This window comes from Rathayibacter sp. AY1A2, assembly GCF_002930935.1.
GTDB lineage: Bacteria > Actinomycetota > Actinomycetes > Actinomycetales > Microbacteriaceae > Rathayibacter.
In genome coordinates this window covers 129,528-153,797 of record NZ_PSTP01000006.1, presented here as the reverse complement: position 1 = coordinate 153,797, position 24,270 = coordinate 129,528, and the positions used below count along the sequence as shown (strand labels likewise).

Here is a 24,270-nt window from a genome sequence, read left to right as displayed (position 1 = left end):
ACCCCGTCCTGCCGCGGCTCCGCTCCCCGTCCCCCCGGCGGATCCGCCATCCGCTGCGCCACACCCCGGGCCCCGACCTTGCGGATCAGTGGGCGACCTCCCGATGTCGACCCGCCACCCCCTCGCTCTCCCCACGAGCCGAACGATCGATCCGCGTGCCAGCGGATCGGTCTAGGCGCTCGCTCCCCGCTCTGCGAATCGCATCCACGCCGGAAAGCCGACTGCGCCGAGCCCGGCGGGGACGGGCTCGGGGACGAGCACCGCGACCGCGCCGAGCCCGGCGGGGACGGGCTCGGTGTGAAACACCCCCGAGCCGAACGATCGATCCGCGTGCCAGCGGATCGATCTAGGCGATCGCTCCCCGCTCTGCGAAACGTGACCACCCTCTCCGGCCGACCGCGCCGAGCCCGGCGGGGACGGGCTCGAAGGAAGATCAGCCGAGGCTCGCGACCCACTCCGAGCTGCCGTCGACGAAGGACTGCTCCTTCCAGATCGGCACCGACGCCTTGATGTCGTCGACCAGTGCCGCGCAGGCTTCGAAGGCCGCCGCGCGGTGGGCCGAGGCCACGGCGCAGGCGAGGGCGAGGTCGCCGACCACGAGGTCGCCGACCCGGTGCACGGCGGCGATCCGGACGTCGGGCCAGCGCTCGGCGATGCGGCGGGCGGAGGCGAGGAGTGCGGCGGGGGCGTCCGGGTGCGCCTCGTAGGACAGCCGGAGCACGCCGCGGCCCTCGTCGTGGTCGCGGACGACGCCCGCGAAGGTCACGACGGCGCCGTGCGTCGGGGAGTCGACCGCCTGCTCACACTCGTCGACGGTGATGGCCTCGGCCGCGAGCCGGGCGAGGGCGACCGGCTCAGCGGGCATGGTCGCCGCCTCCGAGCTGGTCGAGCAGGTGCCCGATCACCGGGTCGAGCACGTCGATCCCGTCGCGGACGCCGCCGGGGGAACCGGGGAGGTTCACCACGACGGTGCGGCCGCTGACGCCGGCGAGCCCGCGGCTGAGCACGGCGGTCGGGACGTGGGCGGCGCCCTTGGCGCGCACCGCCTCGGCGAGGCCGGGCAGGGGCCGCTCCAGGAGGGGGGCGGTCTGCTCCGGGGTGACGTCGCTCGGGGCGACGCCCGTCCCGCCGGTGGTCACGACCACGTCGACTCCGCTGCCGATCGCGTCGGCGATCGCCTCGCCCACCGCGTCGCCGTCGGCCACGACGACCACCCGCGACTCCCAGCCGCGGGTGGTGAACCAGGCCTCCAGCGCCGGTCCCGTCCGGTCCTCGTACACGCCGGAGGCGGCACGGGTGGAGGCGACGACCGCCACCGCCCGCCGCGTCACGGGGTTCCTCCGCTCGTCCACGAGCCGCTCCTCCCGCCCGCCTTCGCGAGCACACGGATACCGGTGATCGCGGCACCGCGATCGACCGCCTTGATCATGTCGTAGACCGTGAGAGCGGCCACGCTGACCGCGGTCAGCGCCTCCATCTCGACGCCGGTGCGCCCGGTCGTGCGCACGCGCGCCTCGATCCGGACGCGGCCGTCCTGCGGCTCGAGGTCCACGTCGACGCCGTCCAGCGCCAGCGGGTGGCAGAGCGGGATGAGGGTCGAGGTCGCCTTCGCGCCGAGGATCCCGGCGATCCGCGCCACGCCGAGCGCTTCGCCCTTGGGCAGCTCGCCCTGCTCGAGGAGCCGCACCACCTCGGGCGAGGTCTCGACGTAGCCCTCGGCGACGGCGGTGCGCGCCGTGACCTCCTTCGCGCTCACATCGACCATGTGCACGGCTCCGTCGCCGCGCACATGGGTGAGACGATCGCTCTCAGTCATCGATCCTCCAGATCTCGACCGTGTCGCCGGTCGCTGCGTGGTCCGTCCCGACGGGGACGTGGATGAGCACGGTGGAGCGGGCGTAGGACGCCAGCAGGTGCGAGCCGGGCCCGCCCACCGGGTGCACGAGGCCCTCGTCGTCGAGGACTCCGCGGCGGATCTGGTGCAGGTGCGCGGGCGAGTCGAGCGCCGTGCCGAGGCGCGCACGGAGCCGCGGCCGCTCGGCGGGCGTCCGTCCCGCGAGCGAGCGCAGCACAGGCCGGAGGAACACCTCGAACGAGACCAGGGCGCTCACCGGGTTCCCGGGAAGCGAGACCACCGGCAGGTGCAGCCCCTCGGCCACGCGCACGAGACCGAGGCCCTGCGGGCCGCCCGGCTGCATCTCGACGTGGCCGAACTCCGAGCCCGCCGGGCCGAGCGCGTCGCGGACGACCTCGTAGGCGCCCGCGCTGACGCCGCCGACCGTGATCACCAGGTCGGCCGCGCCCGCGTGCTCCTCGAGCAGCGCCAGGAGGTCCTCGGCCCGGTCGCTCGTGCAGGCGGCGACGACGGGCAGCGCGCCCGCCTCGCGGACGGCCTCGGCCAGCAGGGCGCCGTTCGCGTCGTGGATCTGCGCCTCCTCGAGGACGGCGCCTGCGGGACGGATCTCGTTGCCGGTGGGGACGACGAGCACCCGGAGTCGCGGCAGCACCTCCGCCTCGGTCAGCCCGAGGGAGGCGAGGAGTCCGTAGTGGGCCGCGCGGAGGACCGTGCCGGCCGGGAGGGCGAGCTCGCCGCGGCGGGCGTCGCTGCCCCGGGCTCGGACGAAGGTCGCCGGCACCACCGGGTGCGCGAAGGCGACGCTGCCCGCCGCGGGGAAGCGCGGAGGATCGACGCGCTCGACCGGGACGACGGCGTCGGCCCCCTCCGGCAGCGGCGAGCCGGTCATGATCGGTGTCGCCGTGCCGGGCTCGTGCCGCGGCGCCCGGTCGCCCGCGGGGATCGGCGCCGAGACGGGCAGGGCGACGGGATGCTCCGGCGCCGCCGCGTCGAGGTCGGCCGCCCGCACCGCGAAGCCGTCCATCTGCGAGTTGTCGAAGCGCGGCAGGTCGAGCGGGGAGTCGACGGAGCGGGCGAGGACCCGCCGGTCGTACGCGCCCGGATCGGCGGCGACGGCGGCCGGCTCCAGGCTCAGGGTCTCGCGGGCACCCCGCGTGGCCAGCGGCGCGAGCAGCGCCCGCACCCGGGCGGCGTGCAGGTCGATCGAGGTCATCGTGTCCTCTCGCGAGCGGCGGAGCCCGACCGGCGGCGGGACCGAGTCCATCTTGCCGGGTCGCGCCCGGTTCCGCGGCGTAGTGTGAGCGGATGAGCACAGCACTGGGGATCCCGGGCTTCCGGCCCCGACAGCGCAGCGCGGTCCTCCCGGCCGACCGCCCCGCCACCCCGCTCCTCCTGGACACCTACGGGCGCGTCGCGGACGATCTGCGGATCTCGCTGACGGACAAGTGCAATCTGCGCTGCACCTATTGCATGCCGGCGGAGGGCCTGCCGTTCCAGCCGCCCGCGTCCCTGCTCAGCCGCGAGGAGATCCTCCGCCTCGCGCGCATCGCCGTGGAGCAGTTCGGCGTCCGCCAGATCCGCTTCACCGGCGGCGAGCCGCTCCTGCGCAAGGACCTCGTCGACATCATCCGCGACGTCGCCTCCCTCGACCCGCGCCCCGAGATCTCGCTCACCACGAACGCGATCGGCCTGTCGGGTCGGGCGGCGGCGCTCGCCGACGCCGGCCTGAACCGCGTCAACGTCTCGCTCGACTCGATCTGCGCCGAGACCTTCGCGAAGGTCACCCGTCGCCCGTTCCTCGACCGCGTGCTCGCGGGCATCGACGCGCTCGGTCCCGCCGGCCTGGACCAGACCAAGATCAACGCAGTGCTCCTGCCCGGGATCAACGACCACGAGGCCCCGGAGCTGCTCGCCTGGGCCCTCGCGGGAGGCCACCAGCTCCGCTTCATCGAGCAGATGGCGCTCGACGCCGACCACGGCTGGGACCGCGCGACCATGATCACCGCCGCGGACATCCGGGCGCTGCTCTCGGAGCGCTTCTCGCTCAGCCCGCACGCGGCCCCCCGCGACGGCGCCCCCGCCGAGCTCTTCGACGTCCGCGAGGCCGGGGGGTCCGAGGTGCTCGGCCAGGTGGGGATCATCGCGTCCGTCACCGAGAACTTCTGCGACGACTGCCGCCGCACCCGGCTTACCGCCGAGGGAGGTGTCCGCAGCTGCCTCTTCTCGAACGAGGAGACGGACCTGCTCGGCCCGATGCGCGCGGGCGCGGACGACCACGAGGTCGCCCAGCTCTGGCGCGGGGCGATGTGGGCCAAGCCCGCGGGACACGAGATGAACCGGGCGGGCTTCGTGCAGCCCGAGCGCACGATGAGCGCGATCGGCGGATGAGCATGCGGGTCCGCTACTTCGCGGCGGCCAAGGCCGCCCTCGGCCGTGGTTCCGACGAGCTCGACGAGGTGCCCGACCTGGGCGCTCTCGAGGAGAGACTCGTCGCCTCCGCGCCCTCGGCCGCCGACGTGCTCGCACGGTGCACCTACCTGGTCGACGGCGTGTCGACCGCGAACAGGGCCACGCCGCTGCGTCCCGATGCCGCGGTCGACGTCCTGCCGCCGTTCGCCGGCGGCTGACCCCGAAGAGCCCTCCGTGACGAGCCGTCCTCGACCGGACCCGTGCGTCCGCTCCGCGCGGTCCGCAGCAGGTGCGTCCGCGCTTCTGGAGGACGCTGCATCCCGAGGACGGACTGGTCCTGTCCCGCCGCACAGGGACCCGCGGGACGCCTCCCTCGGACCCGCGTGCGGCGGGGCAGGACCGGATCAGCGGCCGATCCCGTGCGTCACGGGCACAGGACGTTGGTCATCGTGTCGAGCACGTTGCGGTTCTGCACGTCGAGGAATCCGAACGCCGAGGAGACTCCGGTGGCGACCAGCACGCCGCTGACGAAGGCCCGGCCGTCCCGGGTCACGTAGGCGTCCGGCGCGAAGATGGTGGCGTCGGAGGGCACACCGGAGGCGACGCGGATCTGCGGCTGCGTCCTGTCCGCGAACGCGCCGTACCGGACGAGAGCGCCGTTCTGGATCACGTCCACGACGTCACGGTTCTGTCGATCGCGGTAGGCGTCGGCACTGGTCACCCCGGTAGCGACCAGGATGCTGCTGTTGAAGAGGCGCCCGTCCGGCGTCAGGTGGTACGAGGGCGCCAAGGCGGTCGATCCTGCCGGAACGTTCCTGGCGTAGACCTGGTTCTTCGTGGAGGAGATGTAGCGGACTAGCTCCGAGCCGACGATCACGTCGATGACGTCGTTGTTGCTCTGGTCGCGGAAGGAGTCCGCGCTCGTCACTCCGGTGGTCACGAGGGCTCCGCCGGCGCGCCGCAGCTCGCCGTTCGGTGTGACGTAGAAGGCGGGCGCATGGACCGTCGATCCGGCCGGCACGCCGCTCCCGATGGCCTTCGGCGCGGCGTCTCCGGTGACGAAGCGGTAGAAGACGCCGTCGACGACGAAGTCGGCGACGTCGCGGTTCTGCTCGTCGCGGAAGCCCTGGACGCTCGTGACGCCGCGCGCGATCCGCCCCCCGCCGTGATAGAGCTCGCCCGACTCCGTCAGGTAGTACCGGGGTCCGACGGTCTTGGCTCCCGAGGGCACGTTGCCGTTCGACTCCGTCGTCGTCCGTCCGCCGTCGGTGACGTACCGGACGGCGGTCCCCGTGGTCGCGGTGGTGCTCGCGGTCGCCGTCGCGCCCGCGGCGCCGGAGACGGCGGAGAGGGTGATGCCGTTCTGCGCCACGTTCCCGGCCGTGACCGGGATGCTCACGCGTCCGTCCGCGCCGGTCGTCGCCCTGACGGTCTGCGCGCCGCCGCTGGTCAGGCCGGCGGGGAGAGTGATGGTGACCGTGTCGCCGGCAGCGGGAGCGCCGTTGGTCGTGGCGAGGACGGAGACCGTTCTCGTGGTGCAGGCGGGGAAGGAGTACGCCGGGGCGTCGAAGGCGAGGGTGAGGCCGGTGGACGCGGCGGCCGCGGGGGTCGCGACCGCCGCGGCGACGACGGGGACGGACCAGGCCGCACCCGACATGATCGTCCGCCGGGCGGGCCCCCCGCGGGTCGAGTCGATCCGCGGGGGGAGGGAGCGCGAGTGCGCTGCCGTCGGGTCCAGGGAGTTGGTGTCCGTCATGGTGTTCCTTTTCTTTCTTTCCTGCGAGGGGTGGTGGACGCGCCGATCCTGCCGAACGTCCGGCCTCCGGTCGACGCGGAACGGGCCGCGACGAGATTCCATGCCCGACCGTGGACGTTCCGTCGCGCCGCCGGGCCGGGGGAGCCGCTCAGGGCGCCTCCTCGCCGGGAGCCCGTCCGGCGCGGGGGACGCGGCGGCGCACGTCAGCCCGCGTCGTCGATCCGGCGGAGGGTCCGCTGCATGTGGATCCGCGAGCTGAAGCCGGCCGACCGCGCCACGCGGTCCAGGTCCGTCGCCGCCCGCGGGCCGAGCTCGTCGAGGAGGCGCTGCGCCTCGAAGGCCCGCGCGCGCTCGATCCGCTGACGAGGGGTGGTGCCGGCGGCCGAGAACGCCCGGTGCAGGTGGCTGACCGACACGCCGAGACTCTCCGCGAGCGTCTCCACCGTGAAGGAGCGGTCGCGGTAGTGCCGCTCGATCAGGCGCGTGCCGTTCGCGTACACGGCGGCGGGGGACCGGTCCTCCCGGTCAGAGGAGGGCAGCAGCGCCGAGAAGGCCGAGGCCAGGAGGTGCTCGCTCGCGATCTCGAAGTGCTCGAAGGCCGCGTCCGAGGGCTCGACGCCGAAAGTGAGGACGGTGTTCGCCGCACCGGTGAGTGCGCGCCAGTAGGCCTCGGGGAGGGCGAGGACCCGGTCCGTGAGCGAGGCGAACTCGCTCGCGCGGAGCACCGAGGGGCGCAGCTGCCACTCGAAGCGCGCCCACGGACTGAGCGCCGCCGCGTACTGCACCGTCGAGGCGCGGGTCACGAGAGCGCTGCCGGCCGGGAGCCGGTGGTCGCGGCCCCGGGCGGAGAGGCGGCCGGTCCCGTCGAGGCTGAAGAGCACGCGGAGCCTTCCGGGATGGGGGAGGACCTCGAACTCCCCGGTCTGCAGCCAGGCGCGGCTGAGGCTGAGGCGCGGCGAGACGATCGCGTCGCAGACGGCACCTCGCGGCAGGGGGCGCCGCGGAATCCAGCCGAGCCGACGCAGCCGCCTCTCGGCGGGACTCCAGACCTCGGGCATCACGCCTCCGCGCCGGGGTCGAGCGGGTCGGGAGGATCGAGCAGCGCCGCCTGCCGCGCGGAGTGCGGTGAAGGCGTCGGCATGGGTGCTCTCCTCGGAACGGTGGCCGCGAGCACGCCACCGCCGATCAGCTTCGGACACTGCTCCGCCCTGATCCGCGGAGAAGGACGGATCCTCTCCGCTGCGAGCACCGAACATCCCGGGTCGCCGATCGGCAGGGCGCTGGGTGCGCCTCACCCCACCCGTACCGCGGCGCACGCGGCCGCGGCACGGGTCACCGCTCCCGCCACGACGCCATCCCGCCGTCGAGCGAGTCGGACGCCACGCCCGCCGCCGCCGCGCGCTCCGCCGCGAGACGCGATCGGACCCCGGAGGCGCAGTGCAGCACGAGCGGACCGGCCGGCAGAGCGACGGGGTCGAAGCGCGACATCGGCATCCGCACGGCACCGGGCACCGCGACGGTCCGGTCCTCGTCGTCCTCGCGGAGGTCGACGACGGTCGGGGGCGTCGGCCCGGCCAGCCGCTCCCGCAGCTCGGCCGCCGTGATCGATCCCGCCGCGGCCCGCCGCTCCGGGACCGGCGGCACCCGCCGCTCGAGAGGGAGCTCGGCCCAGGAGGAGTCGAGAGCGTCGTGCACGAGGACGCGACCGAACAGCGGCTCGCCCGCCCCGGTCACGAGCTTCACGACCTCGGCCGCCATGGCCGAGCCGATCAGCGCGCAGAGCGCGCCCAGCACGCCCACCGTCGAGCAGCTGTCGCCCGCGTCCTCGGCCTCGGGGTGCAGCGCGCGCAGGGTCACCCCTCCGCCCGGAGCGCCGGCCCAGAAGGTCGAGAGCTGCCCGTCGAAGCCGAGCGCCGACCCCCACACGTGCGGGATCCCGGCGCGCGTCGTCGCGTCCGAGGCGAGGTAGCGCGCGCCGAAGGTGTCGAAGCCGTCGACCACGACGTCCCAGCCCGCCACCAGGGCGTCGACGTTGGCCGAGATCAGCGACACCGGGAAGGCCCGGGCGTCGATGCCGGGGGAGAGCCGCCGCGCGGTCGCCGCCGCCGACTCCGCCTTCGACCGGCCCACCGAGGAGTCGTCGTGCGCCGTCTGCCGCGCCAGGTTCGAGAGCTCGACGACGTCGCCGTCCACGATGCCGAGCCGCCCGATCCCGGCCGCGGCGAGCGCCGTGATCACCGGCGAGCCGATGCCGCCCGCGCCGAGGATCAGCACGCGCGCGTTCCGGAGGCGCCGCTGTCCGAGCTCCCCGAGGGGCGCCAGGCGGATCTGCCGGGCGAACCGCTCGCGCTCGGCGGCGGTCAGCGGCGGTCCGGGCTCGACGAGCGGGGTCATGAGAGCTCCTTCCTCCACTGGCCCTCGTGGGCGACGGGGGTGAAGCCGACGGCCTCGTTCACGGCGAGCATCGGTCGGTTCTCCTCGGCGTTCCAGATGTAGACGGCCCGGCAGTCCGGGGCGGTCCCCACCGCATCGCCGATCGCGGTCAGGGCGAGGAAGTCGCTCCAGCCGTCGGCGCCCACGGCCTCGGGGATCGCGAGCTCGCGGATCCGGAGCGCCGGGTCGGAGGTGCGGTTCACCACCCCAGTGTGCACGTCCCGGCGCCCGCGGCGGCCTCCTGCGCCTGTTCCGGTGCGGGATCGCGGCGGTCCGTCGGCCGGTCGGGGCTCCGCCTCCCGGCCCGGCCGCGGCCGTCGGCTACCGTGGAGGCGTTGTGGACGGGAGCGAGGCGGCCGGGTGTACCTGAAGAGCCTGACCCTCAAGGGGTTCAAGTCCTTCGCTCAGCCGACCACGTTCGCCTTCGAGCCGGGGGTCACCTGCGTCGTCGGCCCCAACGGCTCGGGCAAGAGCAACGTCGTCGACGCGCTCGCCTGGGTGATGGGGGAGCAGGGGGCGAAGACGCTCCGCGGCGGCAAGATGGAGGACGTCATCTTCGCGGGCACCTCCACCCGCGGACCCCTCGGCCGCGCCGAGGTCGCGCTCACCATCGACAACTCGGACGGCGCCCTGCCGATCGAGTACACCGAGGTGACGATCACCCGGACCCTCTTCCGCAACGGCGGCAGCGAGTACGCGATCAACGGACGCGGCTGCCGGCTGCTCGACGTGCAGGAGCTTCTGAGCGACTCCGGTCTCGGGCGCGAGATGCACGTCATCGTGGGGCAGGGACAGCTCGACGCCGTGCTGCACGCGACCCCCGAGGAGCGGCGCGGGTTCATCGAGGAGGCCGCCGGGATCCTCAAGCACCGACGCCGCAAGGAGAAGACGCTCCGCAAGCTCGAGGCGATGCAGGCCAACCTGACCCGCCTCTCCGACCTCGCGGGCGAGATCCGGCGCCAGCTCAAGCCCCTCGGGCGCCAGGCCGAGGTCGCACGGCAGGCGCAGACGATCGCCGCCGTGGTGCGCGACGCCCGGGCGCGCCTGCTCGCCGACGACGTGGTCGCGCTCCGGACCGCTCTGGACGGCTTCGCCCGCACCGAGAGCGAGCGGCACAGCGAGCGGGTGGTCCTGCAGCAGCGGCTCGAGCAGGCGACGCTCCGGCGAGCGCGGATCGAGGCGGAGGCGGTCGGCGACGCGGTCGACGACGCCCGGCGCACCTCGTTCGAGCTGGAGTCGGTGCAGGAGCGGCTGCGCAACCTCTCGGCCCTCGCCGGGCAGCGGCTCGCGATGCTCGAGCTCGAGTCCGAGCAGCCGCAGATCCAGCCGCGCGTGACGCCGGCGCAGGTGGAGGAGGCGCGGGTCGAGTTGGAGCGCCTGCGGCAGGCCGTCCTCGACGCGGAGACGGCGTGGGTCCAGGCGCAGCGCACGACCGTCGCCGCCCGCTCCGCCCTCGACGCGGTCGACGAGGAGATCGCCGCGCAGGCGGCCCTCGTCTCGCGCTACGACCTCGAGCTCTCCACCCTCTCGGGGCAGGCCGACACCGCCGCCTCCCGTCTCGCGTCCGTCCGGGGCGAGGTCCTGCGCGCGCAGAACACCCTCGACGCGGCCGACCGGCGGAAGGAGGCGGCGCGGCGGGCGCTCGACGCTCTGGAGGCCGAGCTGGACGACGCGGGCCGCGGCCCCGACGGCGGCCTCGACGAGGGCTACGAGCTCGCCCAGTCCGCGGTCTCGGCCGCCGAGGCCGGAATCGAGCGGCTGCGCGAGGAGCTGCACGCCCTGGAGCGCGAGCGCGAGGCGCTGGCCGCCCGCACGGGTGCCCTGTCGCTGGCCCTCGACGTCTCGGACGGCTCGGCCGAGCTGATCGCCGCCCGGATCGAGGGGGTGCGCGGCCGGGTCGCCGAGCGGATCCAGGTGCGGCCGGGCTCCGAGGCCGCGATCGCCGCCGCCCTCGGCGCGGTCGCCGACGCCGTGCTGGTCGAGTCGACAGCCCGAGCCGACGCGGCTCTGGACGCCGCGCTGGAGCGCGATCTCGGACGCGTCGAGCTGCTGGTCGCCGACGCCGCCCGGCCGCACGTCGCTCTCACCGTTCCCGAGGGGGCGGAACGCGCGGGCGACCTCGTCACGGCGCCGGCCGGGGTCCTCTCGCTCCTCGAGCGTTTCCTCGTGGTCGAGGACCTCGCCGCGGCGCGGCGCCTGAGGGAGCGCATCGATCCGGGCACCGTCCTGGTCACCCGCGACGGCGCGACCGTCTCCGACGCCGTGCAGAGCGCCGGCTCCGGCGGGCAGCGCAGCCGGATCGAGCTCGTCTCCGAGCGCGACTCCGCCGCCGCCCGGCTGGAGGAGGTCGAGGGCGGGATCGACCGGCTCCGCTTCGAACTCGCCGAGCAGACCGGAGCGCTCCGCGGCGCGAAGGAGCAGGCCGCGAGCGCGCTCTCGGCCCTCCGCGAGCACGACGCCGCCCGTGCCGCCCACACCGAGCGGCTCGGCGGCGTGCGCGCCCAGCTCGAGGCGGCCACCGCCGAGCACGGCCGGGGCTCGAGGGCGCTGGCTGTCGCCTCGGACCGGGTCGGCGACGCCGAGCGCGCGGCCCAGGAGGCGAGGTCGGCGCTCGACGCCGCGCGCGCCAGGCCCCGGCCGGTGCTCGACGCGAGCGCCCGCGACGGTCTGCAGCGCGACGTCGACACCGCACGCGAGCGCGAGATCGAGGCGCGGCTCGGCGTCGAGACCGCCAAGGAGCGGGTGCGGGCGGAGCAGTCCCGCGGGGAGGCGCTGGCCCGCCAGCTGGCCGCCGACCGCGCCGCCGCCGACGAGGCCGCGCGCCGCGCCGTGATCCGCCGTCGCCAGCGCGACGCGGCGGCCGAGGTGACCGCCGCGCTCCCCGCCGTCCTCGCCTCCGTCGACCGCTCCGTCCAGCAGGCCCGGGCCGAGCTCGTCGCGGCCGAGGCGGCGCGCTCGCAGCAGAACGCCGAGCTGCAGGGGCTCCGCCGCGAGGAGGGGAGCGTGCGCGACCGGCTCCAGTCCGTCACCGAGAGCGTCCACGGCCTCGAGCTGCAGATCTACGAGAAGAGGCTGCAGCTCACCGGTCTGCTCGAGCGCGCCGCGTCCGAGCTCGGGCTCACCGAGGACGTGCTGGTGGAGGAGTACGGTCCCGGAGTCGGCGTCCCCGACGAGACGGACGAGGAGCAGGAGCCGCGGCCCTACGTCCGCGAGGAGCAGCGCCGCCGCCTCGAGAAGGCCGAGAAGCAGCTGGGGCAGCTGGGCCGCGTCAATCCGCTCGCGCTGGAGGAGTTCGCCGCGCTGGAGCAGCGGCACGCGTTCCTGACCGAGCAGCTGGCCGACCTCACCGGGACCCGGCGGGACCTGCTCACCATCATCGAGGAGCTCGACGAGACGATGCAGACCGTGTTCGCCTCCGCGTTCGACGACACGCAGGCGGCGTTCGCGGACGTGTTCCCCGTCCTCTTCCCCGGCGGCACCGGCAGCATCCGCCTGACCGACCCGGAGAACCTGCTCACCACCGGCATCGAGGTCGCGGTGCGGCCGGCCGGCAAGAAGATCGAGCGGCTGTCGCTCCTCTCCGGAGGGGAGCGCTCGCTCGCGGCCGTGGCGTTCATGGTCGCCATCTTCAAGTCGCGGCCGAGCCCCTTCTACATCATGGACGAGGTGGAGGCCGCCCTCGACGACGCGAATCTCGGCCGACTGCTCAGCATCTTCGAGGACCTGCGCACCTCGAGCCAGCTGATCGTCATCACCCACCAGAAGCGGACCATGGAGATCGCGGACGCCCTCTACGGCGTCTCGATGCGGCAGGACGGCGTCTCGGCCGTCGTCGGCCAGCGCGTCGCCGCGCCCCCGGCCTGAACCCGCCTCCCCGACCGCTCGGAGGCGCGCCCGCCGGTAGCCTGGACCCATGGCAGAACGCACCTCCTGGTCGCTCGGCCGCGCACTGCGCGGACTGTTCGAGAAGCGCACGATCGACGACCAGACCTGGGACGACCTCGAGACGGCGCTGATCACCGCCGACTTCGGCCCCGACATCACCGAGGAGATCGTCGACGACCTCCGCGCCAAGGTCGCCCGCTACTCCACCACCGACCCGCGCGACCTGCAGCGGATGCTCCGCGAGTCCCTCGAGGAGCGTCTGTCGAAGTACGACACGACCCTCAAGCTCAGCGAGCGCCCCGCCGTGATCCTCGTGGTCGGCGTGAACGGCGTCGGCAAGACCACGACCATCGGCAAGTTCGCCAAGTTCCTCCGCAACTACGGCCGGAGCGTCGTGGTCGGCGCGGCCGACACCTTCCGCGCGGCGGCGGTCGACCAGCTCGCCACCTGGGCGCAGCGCGCCGACGCCCAGATCGTCCGCCCTCAGCAGGAGCGCCAGGATCCGGCGTCCGTCGCCTTCCAGACCGTGCAGTTCGCGAAGGACACCGGCGTCGAGATGGTCATCATCGACACGGCCGGCCGCCTGCACACCAAGGGCGGGCTGATGGACGAGCTCACGAAGATCAAGCGCGTCATCGAGAAGCAGGCCCCGATCTCCGAGATCCTGCTCGTGCTCGACGCGACGACCGGTCAGAACGGGCTGAGCCAGGCCGAGGCGTTCATCGAGCACGCAGGCGTCACCGGCCTGGTCATCACCAAGCTCGACGGCTCCGCGAAGGGCGGCTTCGTCCTCGCGGTCCAGGAGCGCACCGGCATCCCGATCAAGCTCGTCGGCCAGGGCGAGGGCATCGGCGACCTCACCGGCTTCACCCCCCACGTCTTCGCCCAGCAGCTCGTCAGCTGAGCGGCCCCGCCCGGAACGACGCGCCGGCGCCGTCCCGGTGGCGGGCTACACGGCCTGCGAGAAGCCCAGTGCCGCGTCGGCGAGGTGGCGCAGGTGCTCCGGGACCGGCAGCCCCTTCGACTCCATCGAGCGCGCCCAGAGCCGGCCGGCCCGGTAGGAGGAGCGGACCAGGGGCCCGGCGAGGACGCCGAGGAAGCCGATGTCCTCGGCCTCCTCCTTGATCGCCACGAACTCCTCCGGGTGCACCCAGCGGTCCACCGGCAGATGCCGCGGCGTCGGGCGGAGGTACTGCGTGATGGTCACGATGTCGGTGCCTGCGTCGTGGAGGTCCTGCAGCGCCTGCGAGATCTCCTCCCGCTCCTCGCCCATGCCGAGGATGAGGTTCGACTTCGTGATCAGCCCCGCCTCCCGGCCCTGGGTGAGCACGTCGAGCGAGCGCTCGTAGCGGAAGGCCGGCCGGATGCGCTTGAAGATCCGCGGCACCGTCTCGACGTTGTGGGCGAACACCTCCGGCTCCGCGTCGAACACCCGCTGCAGGTGCTCGGCGCGGCCGGTGAAGTCCGGGACCAGGATCTCGACCCCCGTGCCCGGAGCCTGGGCGTGGATCTGGCGGATGGTCTCGGCGTAGAGCCAGGAGCCCTCGTCGGGCAGGTCGTCGCGGGCGACTCCGGTGACGGTCGCGTAGCGGAGGTTCATCCGCGCCACGGACTCGCCGACGCGCCGGGGCTCGTCCGCGTCGTAGTCCGCGGGCTTCCCGGTGTCGATCTGGCAGAAGTCGCAGCGGCGGGTGCACTGGGCGCCCCCGATGAGGAAGGTCGCCTCTCGGTCCTCCCAGCACTCGAAGATGTTGGGGCAGCCCGCCTCCTGGCAGACGGTGTGCAGCTCCTCGCTCTTCACCAGCGACTGCAGCTGCCGGTACTCCGGGCCCATCGAGGCCTTCGTTCGGATCCACTCGGGCTTGCGCTCGATCGGCGTCTCGGCGTTGCGGATCTCCAGCCGCAGGAGCTTGCGGCCGCCGGCCTCGGCGCTCACGCGGCGACCTCCTCGATGCGGGCGGAGAAGGCGGGGGCCGCCTCCGAGAAGCGCGCCGCCACCCGCGCCCGCACCGCCTCCATGGGCGGAGCCTCGCCGCGCTCGCGCTCGAGCGTGGTCACTCCGGCGTCGGCGATGCCGCAGGCGACGATGCGGGCGTAGGGCTCGAGGCTGTTCGAGACGTTGAGGGCGAATCCGTGCATCGTCACGCCCGAGGCGACGCGGATGCCGATCGCGGCGATCTTGTCGGCGCCGCCGTCCCTCGGGATCCACACTCCCGAGCGCCCGTCGACGCGCCGCCCCTGCACGCCCAGGTCGTCGAGAGCGGCGATCAGCACGCCCTCCAGCGAGCGGACGTAGGCGACCACGTCGACGGGCTCGCCGAGCCGCACGATCGGGTAGCCGACGAGCTGCCCCGGGCCGTGCCAGGTGATCCGCCCTCCGCGGTCGACGTCGACCACGGGCGAGCCGTCGACCGGGCGCTCGTGCGCCTCGGTGCGCTTGCCTGCGGTGTAGACGGAGGAGTGCTCGCAGAGCACGAGGGTGTCCGGCCTCGAGCCCGCCACCACCTCGGCGTGCAGGCGGCGCTGCAGCTCCCAGCCGTCGGCGTAGTCCAGGGGATCCGCGGAGTCGCCCGCCACCAGTGTCTCGATCACCGGGCCACCCTAACCCTGTTCTTGGACCCGGACCAGTTAATCCGCTCCGCGGTGATCGCGCCGATCGCGAGCCGATCGGCGGCCCCGCCCGCCGACCCTCCGGGCCTCCGGTAGAATTCCGGGCATCATGGCTACTTTCGGCACCCTCTCCGATCGACTCGTCGAGACCTTCAAGAACCTCCGCACGAAGGGCAAGCTCTCCGCGTCGGACGTCGACGGCACCGTCCGCGAGATCCGGCGGGCCCTCCTCGACGCCGACGTCGCGCTGGAGGTCGTGAAGGAGTTCACCGGCAAGGTGCGCGAGCGCGCCCTCGGCGACGAGGTCAACAAGGCGCTCAACCCGGCCCAGCAGGTCGTCCAGATCGTCAACGAGGAGCTCGTCGCGATCCTCGGCGGGCAGTCGCGCCGGCTCGAGTTCGCCAAGCGCCCGCCGACCGTCATCATGCTCGCCGGCCTCCAGGGCGCGGGCAAGACGACCCTCGCGGGCAAGCTCGGCAAGTACCTCGGCAAGGACGGCCACACCCCGCTGCTCGTCGCGGCCGACCTCCAGCGCCCCAACGCCGTGCAGCAGCTGCAGGTCGTCGGCGAGCAGGCCGGAGTCGCGGTCTACGCGCCGGAGCCGGGCAACGGCGTCGGCAACCCGGTCAAGGTCGCTCAGAACGCGATCCGCTTCGCGACCGACAAGCAGTACGACACGGTCATCATCGACACGGCCGGACGCCTCGGCGTCGACGCCGACATGATGAAGCAGGCCGCCGACATCCGCCGCGTCACGAACCCCGACGAGGTCCTGTTCGTCATCGACGCGATGATCGGCCAGGACGCGGTCGCGACCGCCAAGGCCTTCCAGGAGGGAGTCGACTTCACCGGCGTCGTCCTCTCCAAGCTCGACGGCGACGCCCGCGGAGGCGCGGCGCTCTCGGTCGCCTCGCTCACCGGCCGCCCGATCCTCTTCGCCTCCACGGGCGAGTCGCTCGACGACTTCGAGCAGTTCCACCCCGACCGCATGGCGAGCCGCATCCTCGACCTCGGCGACGTGCTGACCCTCATCGAGCAGGCCCAGTCCGCGTTCGACGAGGACGAGGCGCGCAAGATCGCCGAGAAGATCATGGGGGACACGTTCACCCTCGACGACTTCCTCGGCCAGATGCAGCAGCTGCGCAACATGGGCTCGATCAAGAAGATGATCGGCATGCTGCCCGGCGCGAAGGGCATGCGAGAGCAGCTCGACCAGTTCGACGAGCGCGAGATCGTGCGCACCGAGGCGATCATCCAGTCGATGACGAAGGCGGAGCGGGTCAACCCGAAGCTGCTCAACGGCTCGCGTCGCCTGCGCATCGCCCGCGGCTCCGGCATGACGGTCACGGACGTCAACCAGCTCGTCCAGCGCTTCGAGCAGGCCGCCAAGATGATGAAGACGGTCGCCAAGGGCGGCATGCCCTCGGTCCCCGGGATGGGCCCGGTGCCCGGCGCCGGCTACCAGGGCCGCCCGAAGCCGCAGAAGAAGAAGAGCAGCAAGTCCGGCAACCCCGCGAAGCGCGCGGCCGAGAACGCGGCGATCACCTCCGGGCCCCGCCCGGGCGATGCGGGCGGCTCCGGCTTCGGCCTGGGCGGCGGCGCCGGCAAGCGCGCCCAGCCCACGCCGGAGGAGCTCGAGCAGCTGCAGAAGCTCCTCGGGCGATGAGGCGGGTCGCGGCCGGACGCGCGGGCGGGGTCGTCGTCCTCGCGGCCGTGCTCGGGCTCACCGGCTGCGCCGAGGGCTCCGGGGTCGACGCGATGACGGCGCCCTCCCCGGAGGACCTGGTCGGCCGCTGGGTGACGGGCGTCTCCTACGACGCGCCCGACGTGCCGTTCCTCCTGATCGCGGAGGACGGGACCTGGACGGGCTCCGACGGCTGCAACGGCGCGCAGGGCGAGTGGTCGATCGACCAGGAGGGCGCCCTCACCGTGTCGGCCGGGCCGAGCACGCTGATCGCCTGCGACGGCGTCGCACTGCCGATGATCTTCTCGGAGGCGGTGATGGCCTCGATCGACGGCGGACGGCTCCGCCTGTTCGACGACGAGGGGGCCACCGTCGTCAAGCTCGCCCGCTCCACGAGCGACGAGGCGCCCTCGGCGTCGCCGGGCCCGGCGAGGGAGTAGCGCGCCGTCCCTCCGGGGGCCGCAGCGGGGATCCCCGTGAGGCGCACCGCTCGCTAGCGTGAGGGCATGACAACCGCACACGCGCGCCCCGTCCGCATCGGCGTCCAGATCGCACCGCAGCACGTCCCCTACGAGGTCATCCGCGACACGCTCGCCGAGCTCGAGGACCTCGGCGTCGACATCGCCTTCAACTGGGACCACTTCTTCCCGCTCTCGGGAGAGCCGAACGGCCTGCACTTCGAGGGCTGGAGCATGCTCGCGGCCTGGGCCGAGCAGACCAGCCGCATCGAGTTCGGCCCGCTGGTCACCTGCAACAGCTACCGGAACCCCGACCTCCTCGCCGACATGGCGCGCACGGTCGACCACATCAGCGCCAAGGGCGCCGAGGGCCGTCTGATCTTCGGCATCGGCTCGGGCTGGTTCGAGCGCGACTACGAGGAGTACGGCTACGAGTTCGGCACTCCCGGCTCCCGCCTCGACGAGCTCTCCGAGGCGATGCCGCGCATCCGCAGCCGGTGGTCGATGCTCAACCCGGCGCCCACCCGCGACATCCCGGTGATGATCGGCGGCGGCGGCGAGAAGAAGACGCTGCGGATCGTCGCCGAGCACGCCGACATCTGGCACAGCTTCTCGGACGTCCCGACGCTCGAGCGCAAGCTCGGCGTGCTCTCGGAGTGGTGCGGCCGCGTCGACCGCGACCCGGCCGCGATCGAGATCTCGACCGGCGCGAGCGTGCGCGGCGGTGTCGGCGACGCCTCCTTCGACGTGCTCGACCAGCAGTACGACCTGGGCGCCCGCCTGTTCACGCTCGGCATCACCGGTCCGGACATCGACCTCGCGCCCGTGCGCGACCTGCTCGGCTGGCGCGACGGCCGGAACAGCACCGCGCGCTGACTCGTCGGGGCGCCGTCACGACGGCGCCCCGCGTCGGAGTCAGGCCGCCGGCGCGTCCGTCGCCTTCTGTCCCGTCGGCACCGCCCGGGCGAGGCCGGACTTCTCGGCCGCTACCTCGAACGCGTCGGCCAGGGCGCGCTGGCCCTCGACGGTGGGATGCACGCCGTCCTCGCCGAGCAGCCCGTCCTCGCGGAGGGGGTCCGGGTACTCGAGCGCACCGCCGCCGGCGGCAGTCACGGCCTCGACCAGCGCCGCGTCGTACTCGTCGAGATCGGAGGGGCGCGGGTCGGGGCCCCAGACCGAGTCGAGCGCGATGAGCCGGGCCGAGGGCGAGGCGGACACGATCGCGTCCACCGCCGGCCCGATCGCGGCGTCCACGTCCTCCGGATCCCAGCCCAGGTCGTTGCTGCTGGCGATCAGCACGATCGCGTCGGGCCGGGTGTCGGCGATCTCCTCCGCGCGGTCGCCGATCGCGACGCCGCAGTCACCCGGCTCGATGAAGCCGCCGCCGTCGCAGCCCAGGTTCGTGACCTCCCAGCCGAGGTCGTCGCCGACGAGTGCGGGCCAGGCCTGCTCCGGGTCGACCGTCAGACCGCGCACGATGCTGTCGCCGACGATCGTCACCCGGGAGCCGGCGGGGAGAGAGCCGCCGATCGAGAGCGGCAGCGGATCGGCGGTGACGGTCGGGAGGGGAGTGGCGGTGCCGGCGGGGGACGCGGTCGCCGGGCCGGTCGTCGTCGAGGACGAGCAGCCGGCGAGGCCGAGGGCCAGCGCGCCGATCGCGGCTGCGGCGAGGAGGACGGGACGCGTCATGAGCGGGGATCCCGGAGCCCGTCGCGCAGCTCGCCCGCGAGCGCCCGGACCACCGCCTTCAGGTCGCCGTCGTTCGCCGCCGCCGTCCGCAGCTGGCGCTGGTAGCTCGCTCCCGCGACCAGGATCAGCTCGACGTCGCCGAGCTCCTTCACGCAGTCGAGACGCTCGGCGACCGGTGCGAGGGTGACGAGCAGGTCGCGGATGTCGTCGGTGACCAGCCGCTCCGCTCCAGCGGCGTCGAGGATGATCTCGGCGTCGAGTCCGTAGCGCGCCGCGCGCCACTTGTTCTCGCGCACGTACCAGGGCTGCATCGTCGGCAGGTCCTCGCCCGCGTCCAGCCGCGACGAGAGGTGCTCGACGAGGCACTGGATCAGCGCGGCGACCGCTCCGATCTCCTCCGCGGAGGAGAGGCCGTCGCACGCGCGCATCTCGAGCGTGCCCCACTGCGGCGAGGGGCGGATGTCCCAGCGGACCTCCGTGTGGTCGTCGATGACGCCGGTGCGCATCATGTCGTCGACGTACTCCTCGTAGTTCGCCCAGGCACCGAACTGCGGAGGCAGGCCCGCCGTCGGCAGCTGCTGGAACATCAGCGCGCGGTTCGAGGCGTAGCCCGTGTCGACTCCGCCCCAGAACGGGCTCGACGCCGAGAGCGCCTGCAGGTGCGGGTAGTAGTCGAGCAGGGAGTTGAGGATCGGCAGCACCTTGTCGCGGTGCTCGATGCCGACGTGCACGTGGATGCCCCAGATCATCATGTTCCGGCCCCACCACTGGGTCCGGTCGATGAGGCGGTGGTACCGCTCCTTGTCCGTGATGGCCTGGTCGAACCACTGCGCGAACGGGTGCGTGCCCGAGCACACGAGGTCGAGTCCCATGGGGTCGGTGATCTCGCGCACCTGCCGCAGCTGATCCTGCAGGTCGGCGACCGCGTCGCGGACGGAGGTGTGCACGCCGGAGACCAGCTCGACCGTGTTGCGCAGGAGCTCGCCGGTGATGTGCGGGTGCGGGGCGCCGTCGTCGCTGCGGAGCGCCTCCAGCACCACATCGGCGACGTTGGCGAGATCGCCCGTCTGCCGGTCGACGATCGCGACCTCCCACTCGATCCCGAGCGTGGAGCGGTCTGATGCGGCGAAGCTGATCTCCATGGCGTGGTCCTCATCGGATCCGGGCGTCCGCCGATCGGGACGCGCCTCGCCATCCTGCCACCTGCGGCCGGGGCGGACGCCGAGCCCCGGCGGAGGCCTTCCCGGTCCCGCGAGGCCCGCTCCCGCGAGGGTGCCGCTGGGCGGCGGCGTGCCGGGCCCGCACCGGGGCGGTTTTTCTGGCAGAATGATCCGTCGGGTCCGAGGCGGTCGACCCTCTACTCACCGCCGACGAAACCCCCTCGAGCTTCCGCCGGGTGTGCCCCCACGCTCACGGCTCAGTTCATCCATCATCGACCGGACACCGGTCAACGACCACACAGGAGAATTGTGGCTGTCAAGATTCGTCTGAAGCGCCTCGGCAAGATCCGGGCGCCCTACTACCGCATCGTCGTCGCCGACTCGCGCACCAAGCGCGACGGCCGCGTGATCGAGGAGATCGGCAAGTACCACCCGACCGAGCAGCCCTCGTTCATCCAGGTCGACTCGGAGCGCGCGCAGTACTGGCTCGGAGTCGGCGCGCAGCCGACCGAGCAGGTCGCCGCGATCCTCAAGCTGACCGGCGACTGGGGTCGCTTCAAGGGCGACGCCGACGCCGTCAGCACCGTCCAGGTGAAGGAGCCCAAGGCTCCGTTCGTCGTCGACGCGAAGAAGAAGCCCGTCCTCAAGCCGAAGTCCGAGGCTCCGGCCAAGGCCGCCCCGGTCGAGGACACCGCCGACGAGACCTCCACCGAGGCGTAGTCAGTGCTCGCTCCCGCCGTCGAACACCTCGTCAAGGGGATCGTCGAGAACCCCGATGAGGTCAGTGTCGTGGCCACGAGCTCCCCGCGCGGAGAGGTCCTCGAGGTGCGCGTGCACCCCGAGGACCTCGGCCGCGTGATCGGACGCTCCGGTCGCACAGCCAAGGCCGTCCGCACTCTCGTCGCCGCGCTCGCCGACGGGCGCCGCGTGCGCGTCGACGTCGTCGACACCGACAAGTAGAGGTGTCGGTCACCGGACCGGGCACGACGCAGCTCCGCGTCGCCCGACTCACCAAGGCCCACGGGCTCAAGGGCGCCATCAAGCTCGAGCTCTACACGGACGAGCCCGACAAGCGCTTCACCCCCGGATCCGCGTTCACGCTGCAGGTCCCGCGCACCTCCGAGTGGCACGGCAAGAAGCTCGAGCTCGTCGAGCTGCGCTGGTACAACAGCCACCCCGTCGCGTTCTTCCGAGGCGTCGACGACCGCAACGCCGCTGAGACCCTCCTGAAGGCGATCCTCTGGATCGATGAGGAGGTGCAGACCCAGCCGGGCGAGGACGACTCCTGGTACGACTACCAGCTGGTCGGCATGAAGGTCGTCCGCGACGGCGTCGAGGTCGGCACCGTCCGCCGCGTCGACCACTTCCCCGCGCAGGACCTGCTCATCGTCGGCACCCCCTCCGGCGAGGTGATGGTGCCGTTCGTGAACGCGATCGTCCCCTCCGTCGACGCCGCGGCCGGGATCGTCACGGTCACGCCTCCGATCGGCCTGTTCGAGGAGGCTCCCGAGGAGGAGCCCGCCGCGGTCGACCTCAGCGGTGTCGACCTGGCGGACCCGGCGCTGAGCGCGCCTGCGGACGCCGACGAGCCGGACGCGTCCGCTGACGCGGACGCCGCTCTCGAGGAGCCCGCCGACGACGAGCCCTCGGCCGCCTCCGACGCCGCCTCCGAGGAGGAGCCCCGGTCGTGAGGATCGACATCGTCACGATCTTCCCGGAGTTCTTCGGCGTGCTCGACATCAGCCTGCTCGGCCGTGCTCGGCAGAGCGGGCTGATCGAGCTCGGCGTGCACGACCTGCGCGACTTCACCCACGACCGCCACCGCACCGTCGACGACACGCCCTACGGCGGCGGCGCCGGCATGGTGATGCGGCCGGAGCCGTGGGGCGAGGCGCTCGACACGATCCTCGACGGCGCGGACGACCCCGTCGTGATCTTCCCGTCGCCCGCGGGCGAGCTGTTCACCCAGGGGACCGCCCGCGAGCTCGCGGAGGAGTCCACCCTCGTCTTCGGCTGCGGCCGCTACGAGGGCATCGACCAGCGCGTCGTGGACCACACCGCCGAGCGCGCGCGGGTCCGGCTGATCAGCCTCGGCGACTACGTCCTCAACGGAGGAGAGGTCGCCGTGATGGCGATGATCGAGGCCGTCGGACGCCTGGTCCCGGGCGTGGTCGGCAATCCGGCGAGCCTGGTCGAGGAGAGCCACTCCGACGGGCTGCTCGAGTACCCGAGCTACACCAAGCCGGCCTCCTGGCGCGGCCTCGACGTCCCTCCGGTGCTCCTCAGCGGCAACCACGGGGCGATCGCCGCCTGGCGCCACGAGCAGAGCGTCGAGCGCACGCGCCGCGTCCGCCCCGAACTGCTCCCCTAGCCCCGAGCCGCACGGTCACCGGGCCGCGAGGGCCAGGTGCCGGTCGCGGAGGGCGAGGAAGAGGGGGAACGCGAACGCGAGGGCGACCAGCGGCGCGAGCAGCACCAGGATCCACACGCGGCGCATCCCGATCCGGCGGCCCTCCACCACCATGAAGGCGACGGCCGCGATCGCGACGACCAGCAGGTCGGTCGAGAACGACGACACCCACGGCCCGCCTGCGGCGAGGCCGGCGAGCAGGTCCGCGCCCTCCTGCATAGCCCTCACGTTCCAGGTCCAGGTCGCGATCAGCCCGGCGAGGGCGAGGACGAGGTAGACGATCCCGAGCGGCGTCCAGCCGCGGTGCAGCCGGCTCATGCGCGGGCCTCCGTTCGTGCGAGGGTGAGGATCGTCCCTCCGGCGAGGGCAACCACGGCCACAGTAGCGACGGCGAGGGTCAGCGCGTCCGGTGCGGTCAGCGCCTGACCGCGCAGCGCCTGCCAGCAGGTGAGGGCGACCGCGGCCGCCCAGCCCGCCGAGGCCAGTGCGACGAGCCGCAGCCGGGTGGATCCGGGGCGCAGGACGGGGATCCGGGCTGCCAGCCGTCCGAGCAGCAGCGCGAGCAGCGGGAGCCCCTGCAGAGCGTGCATCCCGACGAAGTGCGGGATGCGCAGATCGCCCCCCGTGGTGCTCCAGCCCAGGAGGGGGAGGCCGGGTCCGCCGTCCGCGACTCCGACGGCGTGCGCACCGACGACGCCCTGGTAGTCGCTGATCTGGCCGGGCGCGGGCCCCGTCATCAGGAACGCGAGGGCCATCCCGACGAGCCCGATCACGAGTCCGGCGCGGACGGCGAGCGTCAGCGCAGGGTCGCCGAGCGGCACCCGCGCCAGGAGGGCGGCGAGGACCAGCGTCGCCAGCCAGACCACCACGATCGAGACGGCCATCGAGGCCCAGAGCGCGGCGTGCAGGGGAGTGGAGACGTCGAAGTGGCTGCGCTCGCCGACCAGGGCGGCGCCTCCGATCACGACCATCTCGACCGCCAGACCGACCGCCGCGACCGTGCCCAGCGCTCGGGCGAGGCGGCGCCGGCGGGGCACGAGCCCGATCAGCCAGGCGAGCGTCACGGCGTACAGCGCGATCGAGAGGCAGAACTTCAGCGGCTTGCCCCAGAGCGGCTGCCCGCCGAGCTCGCGGGGATCGACGACCAGCGCGATCGCGCAGAGGAGGGCGCCGACCGCCATCGCGGCAGCGAGCACCAGGAGCGGCTGGTGCGGAGCAGCGGAGGCTGTGGGCGCGGGCGTCTCGGTCGCGGCGCTCATCGGGGCACCTCCGTCGAGCCGAAGCGGCTCTGCGTCTCGCGCGCCTGGGCGACGCGCCGGAGCGACTGCAGCACCACGTCTCCGAGCGCGGTGCCGACGGCGGCGACGGCAGCCTGCTCGCTCACGCTCTCGCGGGCCTGCAGTTCGTCGAGGTCGGCGGAGGCGACGAGGGCGGCGGCGCGGGCGTAGGTCTCGAGCCAGCCGGCGCTCATCGGTCCGGTGGAGAGCTCGAGCGCGTCGAGCGCCCGTGCCGCCGTCGCGACGGCAGGGTGGCCGCAGTGGTCGGAGCCCGCGGCCTCGGCGATCCGCCGCGTCGACGCCTCGGTGGCGGACGCGGTCGAGTCGGCGCTCACGGAGACCACGTCCTGCGCCACCTCGAAGGCCGCCGTCGGACCGACGCTCGCGTCGAGCGCGGCCGTGATCCGCTTCGCGCCGGCGATGCCGACGCCGCCGCTCTCGATGAGCGCCCGGAGCAGCGTCAGGCGGGCGACATGGGCGTCCCCGTACTCCGCCCGCTGGGGGCCGGCGGCGTCGCCCGGCGGCAGCAGCCCCTCCCGGATGTAGTACTTGATCGTGGGCAGGCTGACGCCGCTGCTGCGGCTGAGCTCCGAGATTCGCACGTGGACAGTATCGCTATCCGATAGCGGTACTGTCCATCTTTA

The 24,270-nt window shown here is 73.4% G+C and carries 26 protein-coding genes; 11 read left to right on the top strand and 15 right to left on the bottom strand.

Annotated elements, in window-relative coordinates; translation table 11 throughout:
- Positions 1-433: 433 nt before the first annotated feature.
- The 4 genes from C5B93_RS08150 to glp are packed head-to-tail and all read right to left on the bottom strand — an operon-like array spanning position 434 to position 3,068.
- Entirely contained in the window at positions 434-865 is a 432-nt protein-coding gene (locus C5B93_RS08150) for a molybdenum cofactor biosynthesis protein MoaE (RefSeq protein WP_104226891.1), read from the bottom strand.
- Positions 855-1,352 (bottom strand): molybdenum cofactor biosynthesis protein B, encoded by a 498-nt coding sequence (locus C5B93_RS08145; RefSeq protein ID WP_244229433.1) that lies wholly within the window; start codon positions 1,350-1,352, stop codon positions 855-857. Before C5B93_RS08145 ends, C5B93_RS08150 begins: the two co-directional genes overlap by 11 nt.
- Positions 1,328-1,816, bottom strand: a complete 489-nt coding sequence (gene moaC, locus C5B93_RS08140) for a cyclic pyranopterin monophosphate synthase MoaC (protein ID WP_104232482.1) — start codon at positions 1,814-1,816, stop codon at positions 1,328-1,330. Before moaC ends, C5B93_RS08145 begins: the two co-directional genes overlap by 25 nt.
- Entirely contained in the window at positions 1,809-3,068 is a 1,260-nt protein-coding gene (glp, locus tag C5B93_RS08135; protein WP_104272942.1) for a gephyrin-like molybdotransferase Glp, read from the bottom strand. The genes moaC and glp overlap by 8 nt, the downstream gene beginning before the upstream one ends.
- A gap of 92 nt (positions 3,069-3,160) precedes the next feature.
- Here glp and moaA point away from each other — a divergent pair, with 92 nt between their 5' ends.
- On the top strand, positions 3,161-4,243 hold the full coding sequence (gene moaA, locus C5B93_RS08130; RefSeq protein ID WP_104226889.1) for a GTP 3',8-cyclase MoaA: 1,083 nt from the start codon (positions 3,161-3,163) through the stop codon (positions 4,241-4,243).
- Positions 4,240-4,482 carry a MoaD/ThiS family protein gene (locus C5B93_RS08125; RefSeq protein ID WP_104247637.1) on the top strand — a complete coding sequence of 81 codons (243 nt, stop codon included), beginning with the start codon at positions 4,240-4,242 and terminating at the stop codon, positions 4,480-4,482. Before moaA ends, C5B93_RS08125 begins: the two co-directional genes overlap by 4 nt.
- Positions 4,483-4,688: 206 nt before the next feature.
- On the opposite strand, the gene C5B93_RS08120 is transcribed toward C5B93_RS08125, so the two are convergent.
- The 4 genes from C5B93_RS08120 to C5B93_RS17790 all read right to left on the bottom strand — a co-directional run bounded on the left by C5B93_RS08120 (position 4,689) and on the right by C5B93_RS17790 (position 8,656).
- Positions 4,689-6,020 (bottom strand): hypothetical protein, encoded by a 1,332-nt coding sequence (locus C5B93_RS08120; protein ID WP_104257350.1) that lies wholly within the window; start codon positions 6,018-6,020, stop codon positions 4,689-4,691.
- Between the two features lie 203 nt (positions 6,021-6,223).
- Positions 6,224-7,078 carry an AraC family transcriptional regulator gene (locus tag C5B93_RS08115; RefSeq protein WP_104226887.1) on the bottom strand — a complete coding sequence of 285 codons (855 nt, stop codon included), beginning with the start codon at positions 7,076-7,078 and terminating at the stop codon, positions 6,224-6,226.
- A 274-nt stretch (positions 7,079-7,352) separates the two neighbouring features.
- Positions 7,353-8,414 carry a ThiF family adenylyltransferase gene (locus tag C5B93_RS08110; RefSeq protein ID WP_104292201.1) on the bottom strand — a complete coding sequence of 354 codons (1,062 nt, stop codon included), beginning with the start codon at positions 8,412-8,414 and terminating at the stop codon, positions 7,353-7,355.
- Entirely contained in the window at positions 8,411-8,656 is a 246-nt protein-coding gene (locus C5B93_RS17790) for a hypothetical protein (protein ID WP_181068360.1), read from the bottom strand. Before C5B93_RS17790 ends, C5B93_RS08110 begins: the two co-directional genes overlap by 4 nt.
- Positions 8,657-8,813: 157 nt before the next feature.
- On the opposite strand from C5B93_RS17790, the gene smc reads away from it, so the two are divergent.
- Together smc and ftsY are read left to right on the top strand one after the other, a co-directional pair.
- Positions 8,814-12,317 carry a chromosome segregation protein SMC gene (gene smc / locus C5B93_RS08100; RefSeq protein ID WP_104292200.1) on the top strand — a complete coding sequence of 1,168 codons (3,504 nt, stop codon included), beginning with the start codon at positions 8,814-8,816 and terminating at the stop codon, positions 12,315-12,317.
- Between the two features lie 49 nt (positions 12,318-12,366).
- The gene (ftsY, locus tag C5B93_RS08095) at positions 12,367-13,242 is read left to right on the top strand and encodes a signal recognition particle-docking protein FtsY (protein ID WP_104223920.1); all 876 of its coding nucleotides are present in this window, start codon (positions 12,367-12,369) and stop codon (positions 13,240-13,242) included.
- Positions 13,243-13,287: 45 nt separating this feature from the next.
- Here ftsY and lipA read toward each other — a convergent pair whose 3' ends face one another.
- Complete coding sequence (lipA, locus tag C5B93_RS08090) at positions 13,288-14,274, bottom strand: lipoyl synthase (protein ID WP_104292199.1); 987 nt, start codon at positions 14,272-14,274, stop codon at positions 13,288-13,290.
- Entirely contained in the window at positions 14,271-14,930 is a 660-nt protein-coding gene (gene lipB, locus C5B93_RS08085; RefSeq protein WP_104292198.1) for a lipoyl(octanoyl) transferase LipB, read from the bottom strand. The genes lipA and lipB overlap by 4 nt, the downstream gene beginning before the upstream one ends.
- Positions 14,931-15,057: 127 nt before the next feature.
- Here lipB and ffh point away from each other — a divergent pair, with 127 nt between their 5' ends.
- The 3 genes from ffh (at position 15,058) to C5B93_RS08070 (ending at position 17,966) form a co-directional block, all read left to right on the top strand.
- Positions 15,058-16,614 carry a signal recognition particle protein gene (gene ffh, locus C5B93_RS08080; RefSeq protein ID WP_104292197.1) on the top strand — a complete coding sequence of 519 codons (1,557 nt, stop codon included), beginning with the start codon at positions 15,058-15,060 and terminating at the stop codon, positions 16,612-16,614.
- Positions 16,611-17,072: an META domain-containing protein gene (locus tag C5B93_RS08075; RefSeq protein WP_104292196.1), complete on the top strand. Its 462-nt coding sequence runs from the start codon at positions 16,611-16,613 to the stop codon at positions 17,070-17,072. Before ffh ends, C5B93_RS08075 begins: the two co-directional genes overlap by 4 nt.
- 66 nt (positions 17,073-17,138) lie before the next feature.
- Positions 17,139-17,966, top strand: coding sequence for an LLM class F420-dependent oxidoreductase (locus C5B93_RS08070; RefSeq protein ID WP_104223915.1), 828 nt, complete (start codon positions 17,139-17,141; stop codon positions 17,964-17,966).
- 39 nt (positions 17,967-18,005) lie between these two features.
- Here C5B93_RS08070 and C5B93_RS08065 read toward each other — a convergent pair whose 3' ends face one another.
- The gene (locus C5B93_RS08065; protein ID WP_104250521.1) at positions 18,006-18,779 is read right to left on the bottom strand and encodes an SGNH/GDSL hydrolase family protein; all 774 of its coding nucleotides are present in this window, start codon (positions 18,777-18,779) and stop codon (positions 18,006-18,008) included.
- Positions 18,776-19,921: a glutamate--cysteine ligase gene (locus C5B93_RS08060; protein WP_104267278.1), complete on the bottom strand. Its 1,146-nt coding sequence runs from the start codon at positions 19,919-19,921 to the stop codon at positions 18,776-18,778. The genes C5B93_RS08065 and C5B93_RS08060 overlap by 4 nt, the downstream gene beginning before the upstream one ends.
- Before the next feature lie 327 nt (positions 19,922-20,248).
- On the opposite strand from C5B93_RS08060, the gene rpsP reads away from it, so the two are divergent.
- Genes rpsP through trmD form a run of 4 tightly spaced genes read left to right on the top strand, consistent with a single transcriptional unit; the run spans position 20,249 to position 22,310 of the window.
- Complete coding sequence (gene rpsP / locus C5B93_RS08055) at positions 20,249-20,659, top strand: 30S ribosomal protein S16 (RefSeq protein ID WP_104223912.1); 411 nt, start codon at positions 20,249-20,251, stop codon at positions 20,657-20,659.
- 3 nt (positions 20,660-20,662) lie between these two features.
- Positions 20,663-20,899, top strand: a complete 237-nt coding sequence (locus tag C5B93_RS08050) for an RNA-binding protein (protein ID WP_068210678.1) — start codon at positions 20,663-20,665, stop codon at positions 20,897-20,899.
- Between the two features lie 2 nt (positions 20,900-20,901).
- Complete coding sequence (gene rimM / locus C5B93_RS08045; protein ID WP_104292195.1) at positions 20,902-21,630, top strand: ribosome maturation factor RimM; 729 nt, start codon at positions 20,902-20,904, stop codon at positions 21,628-21,630.
- Positions 21,627-22,310 (top strand): tRNA (guanosine(37)-N1)-methyltransferase TrmD, encoded by a 684-nt coding sequence (trmD, locus tag C5B93_RS08040; RefSeq protein WP_104292194.1) that lies wholly within the window; start codon positions 21,627-21,629, stop codon positions 22,308-22,310. Before rimM ends, trmD begins: the two co-directional genes overlap by 4 nt.
- 15 nt (positions 22,311-22,325) lie before the next feature.
- Here the strand turns inward: trmD and C5B93_RS08035 are convergent, their stop codons facing one another.
- From C5B93_RS08035 to C5B93_RS08025, 3 genes are read right to left on the bottom strand one after another with little or no spacing between them, the layout of a single operon-like run.
- Entirely contained in the window at positions 22,326-22,667 is a 342-nt protein-coding gene (locus C5B93_RS08035; RefSeq protein WP_104292193.1) for a DUF2834 domain-containing protein, read from the bottom strand.
- Positions 22,664-23,608 (bottom strand): hypothetical protein, encoded by a 945-nt coding sequence (locus tag C5B93_RS08030; protein ID WP_104292192.1) that lies wholly within the window; start codon positions 23,606-23,608, stop codon positions 22,664-22,666. Before C5B93_RS08030 ends, C5B93_RS08035 begins: the two co-directional genes overlap by 4 nt.
- A complete protein-coding gene (locus tag C5B93_RS08025) occupies positions 23,605-24,228 on the bottom strand; it encodes a MerR family transcriptional regulator (RefSeq protein ID WP_104292191.1) in 624 nt (207 codons plus the stop codon). Before C5B93_RS08025 ends, C5B93_RS08030 begins: the two co-directional genes overlap by 4 nt.
- Between the last annotated feature and the right edge of the window lie 42 nt (positions 24,229-24,270).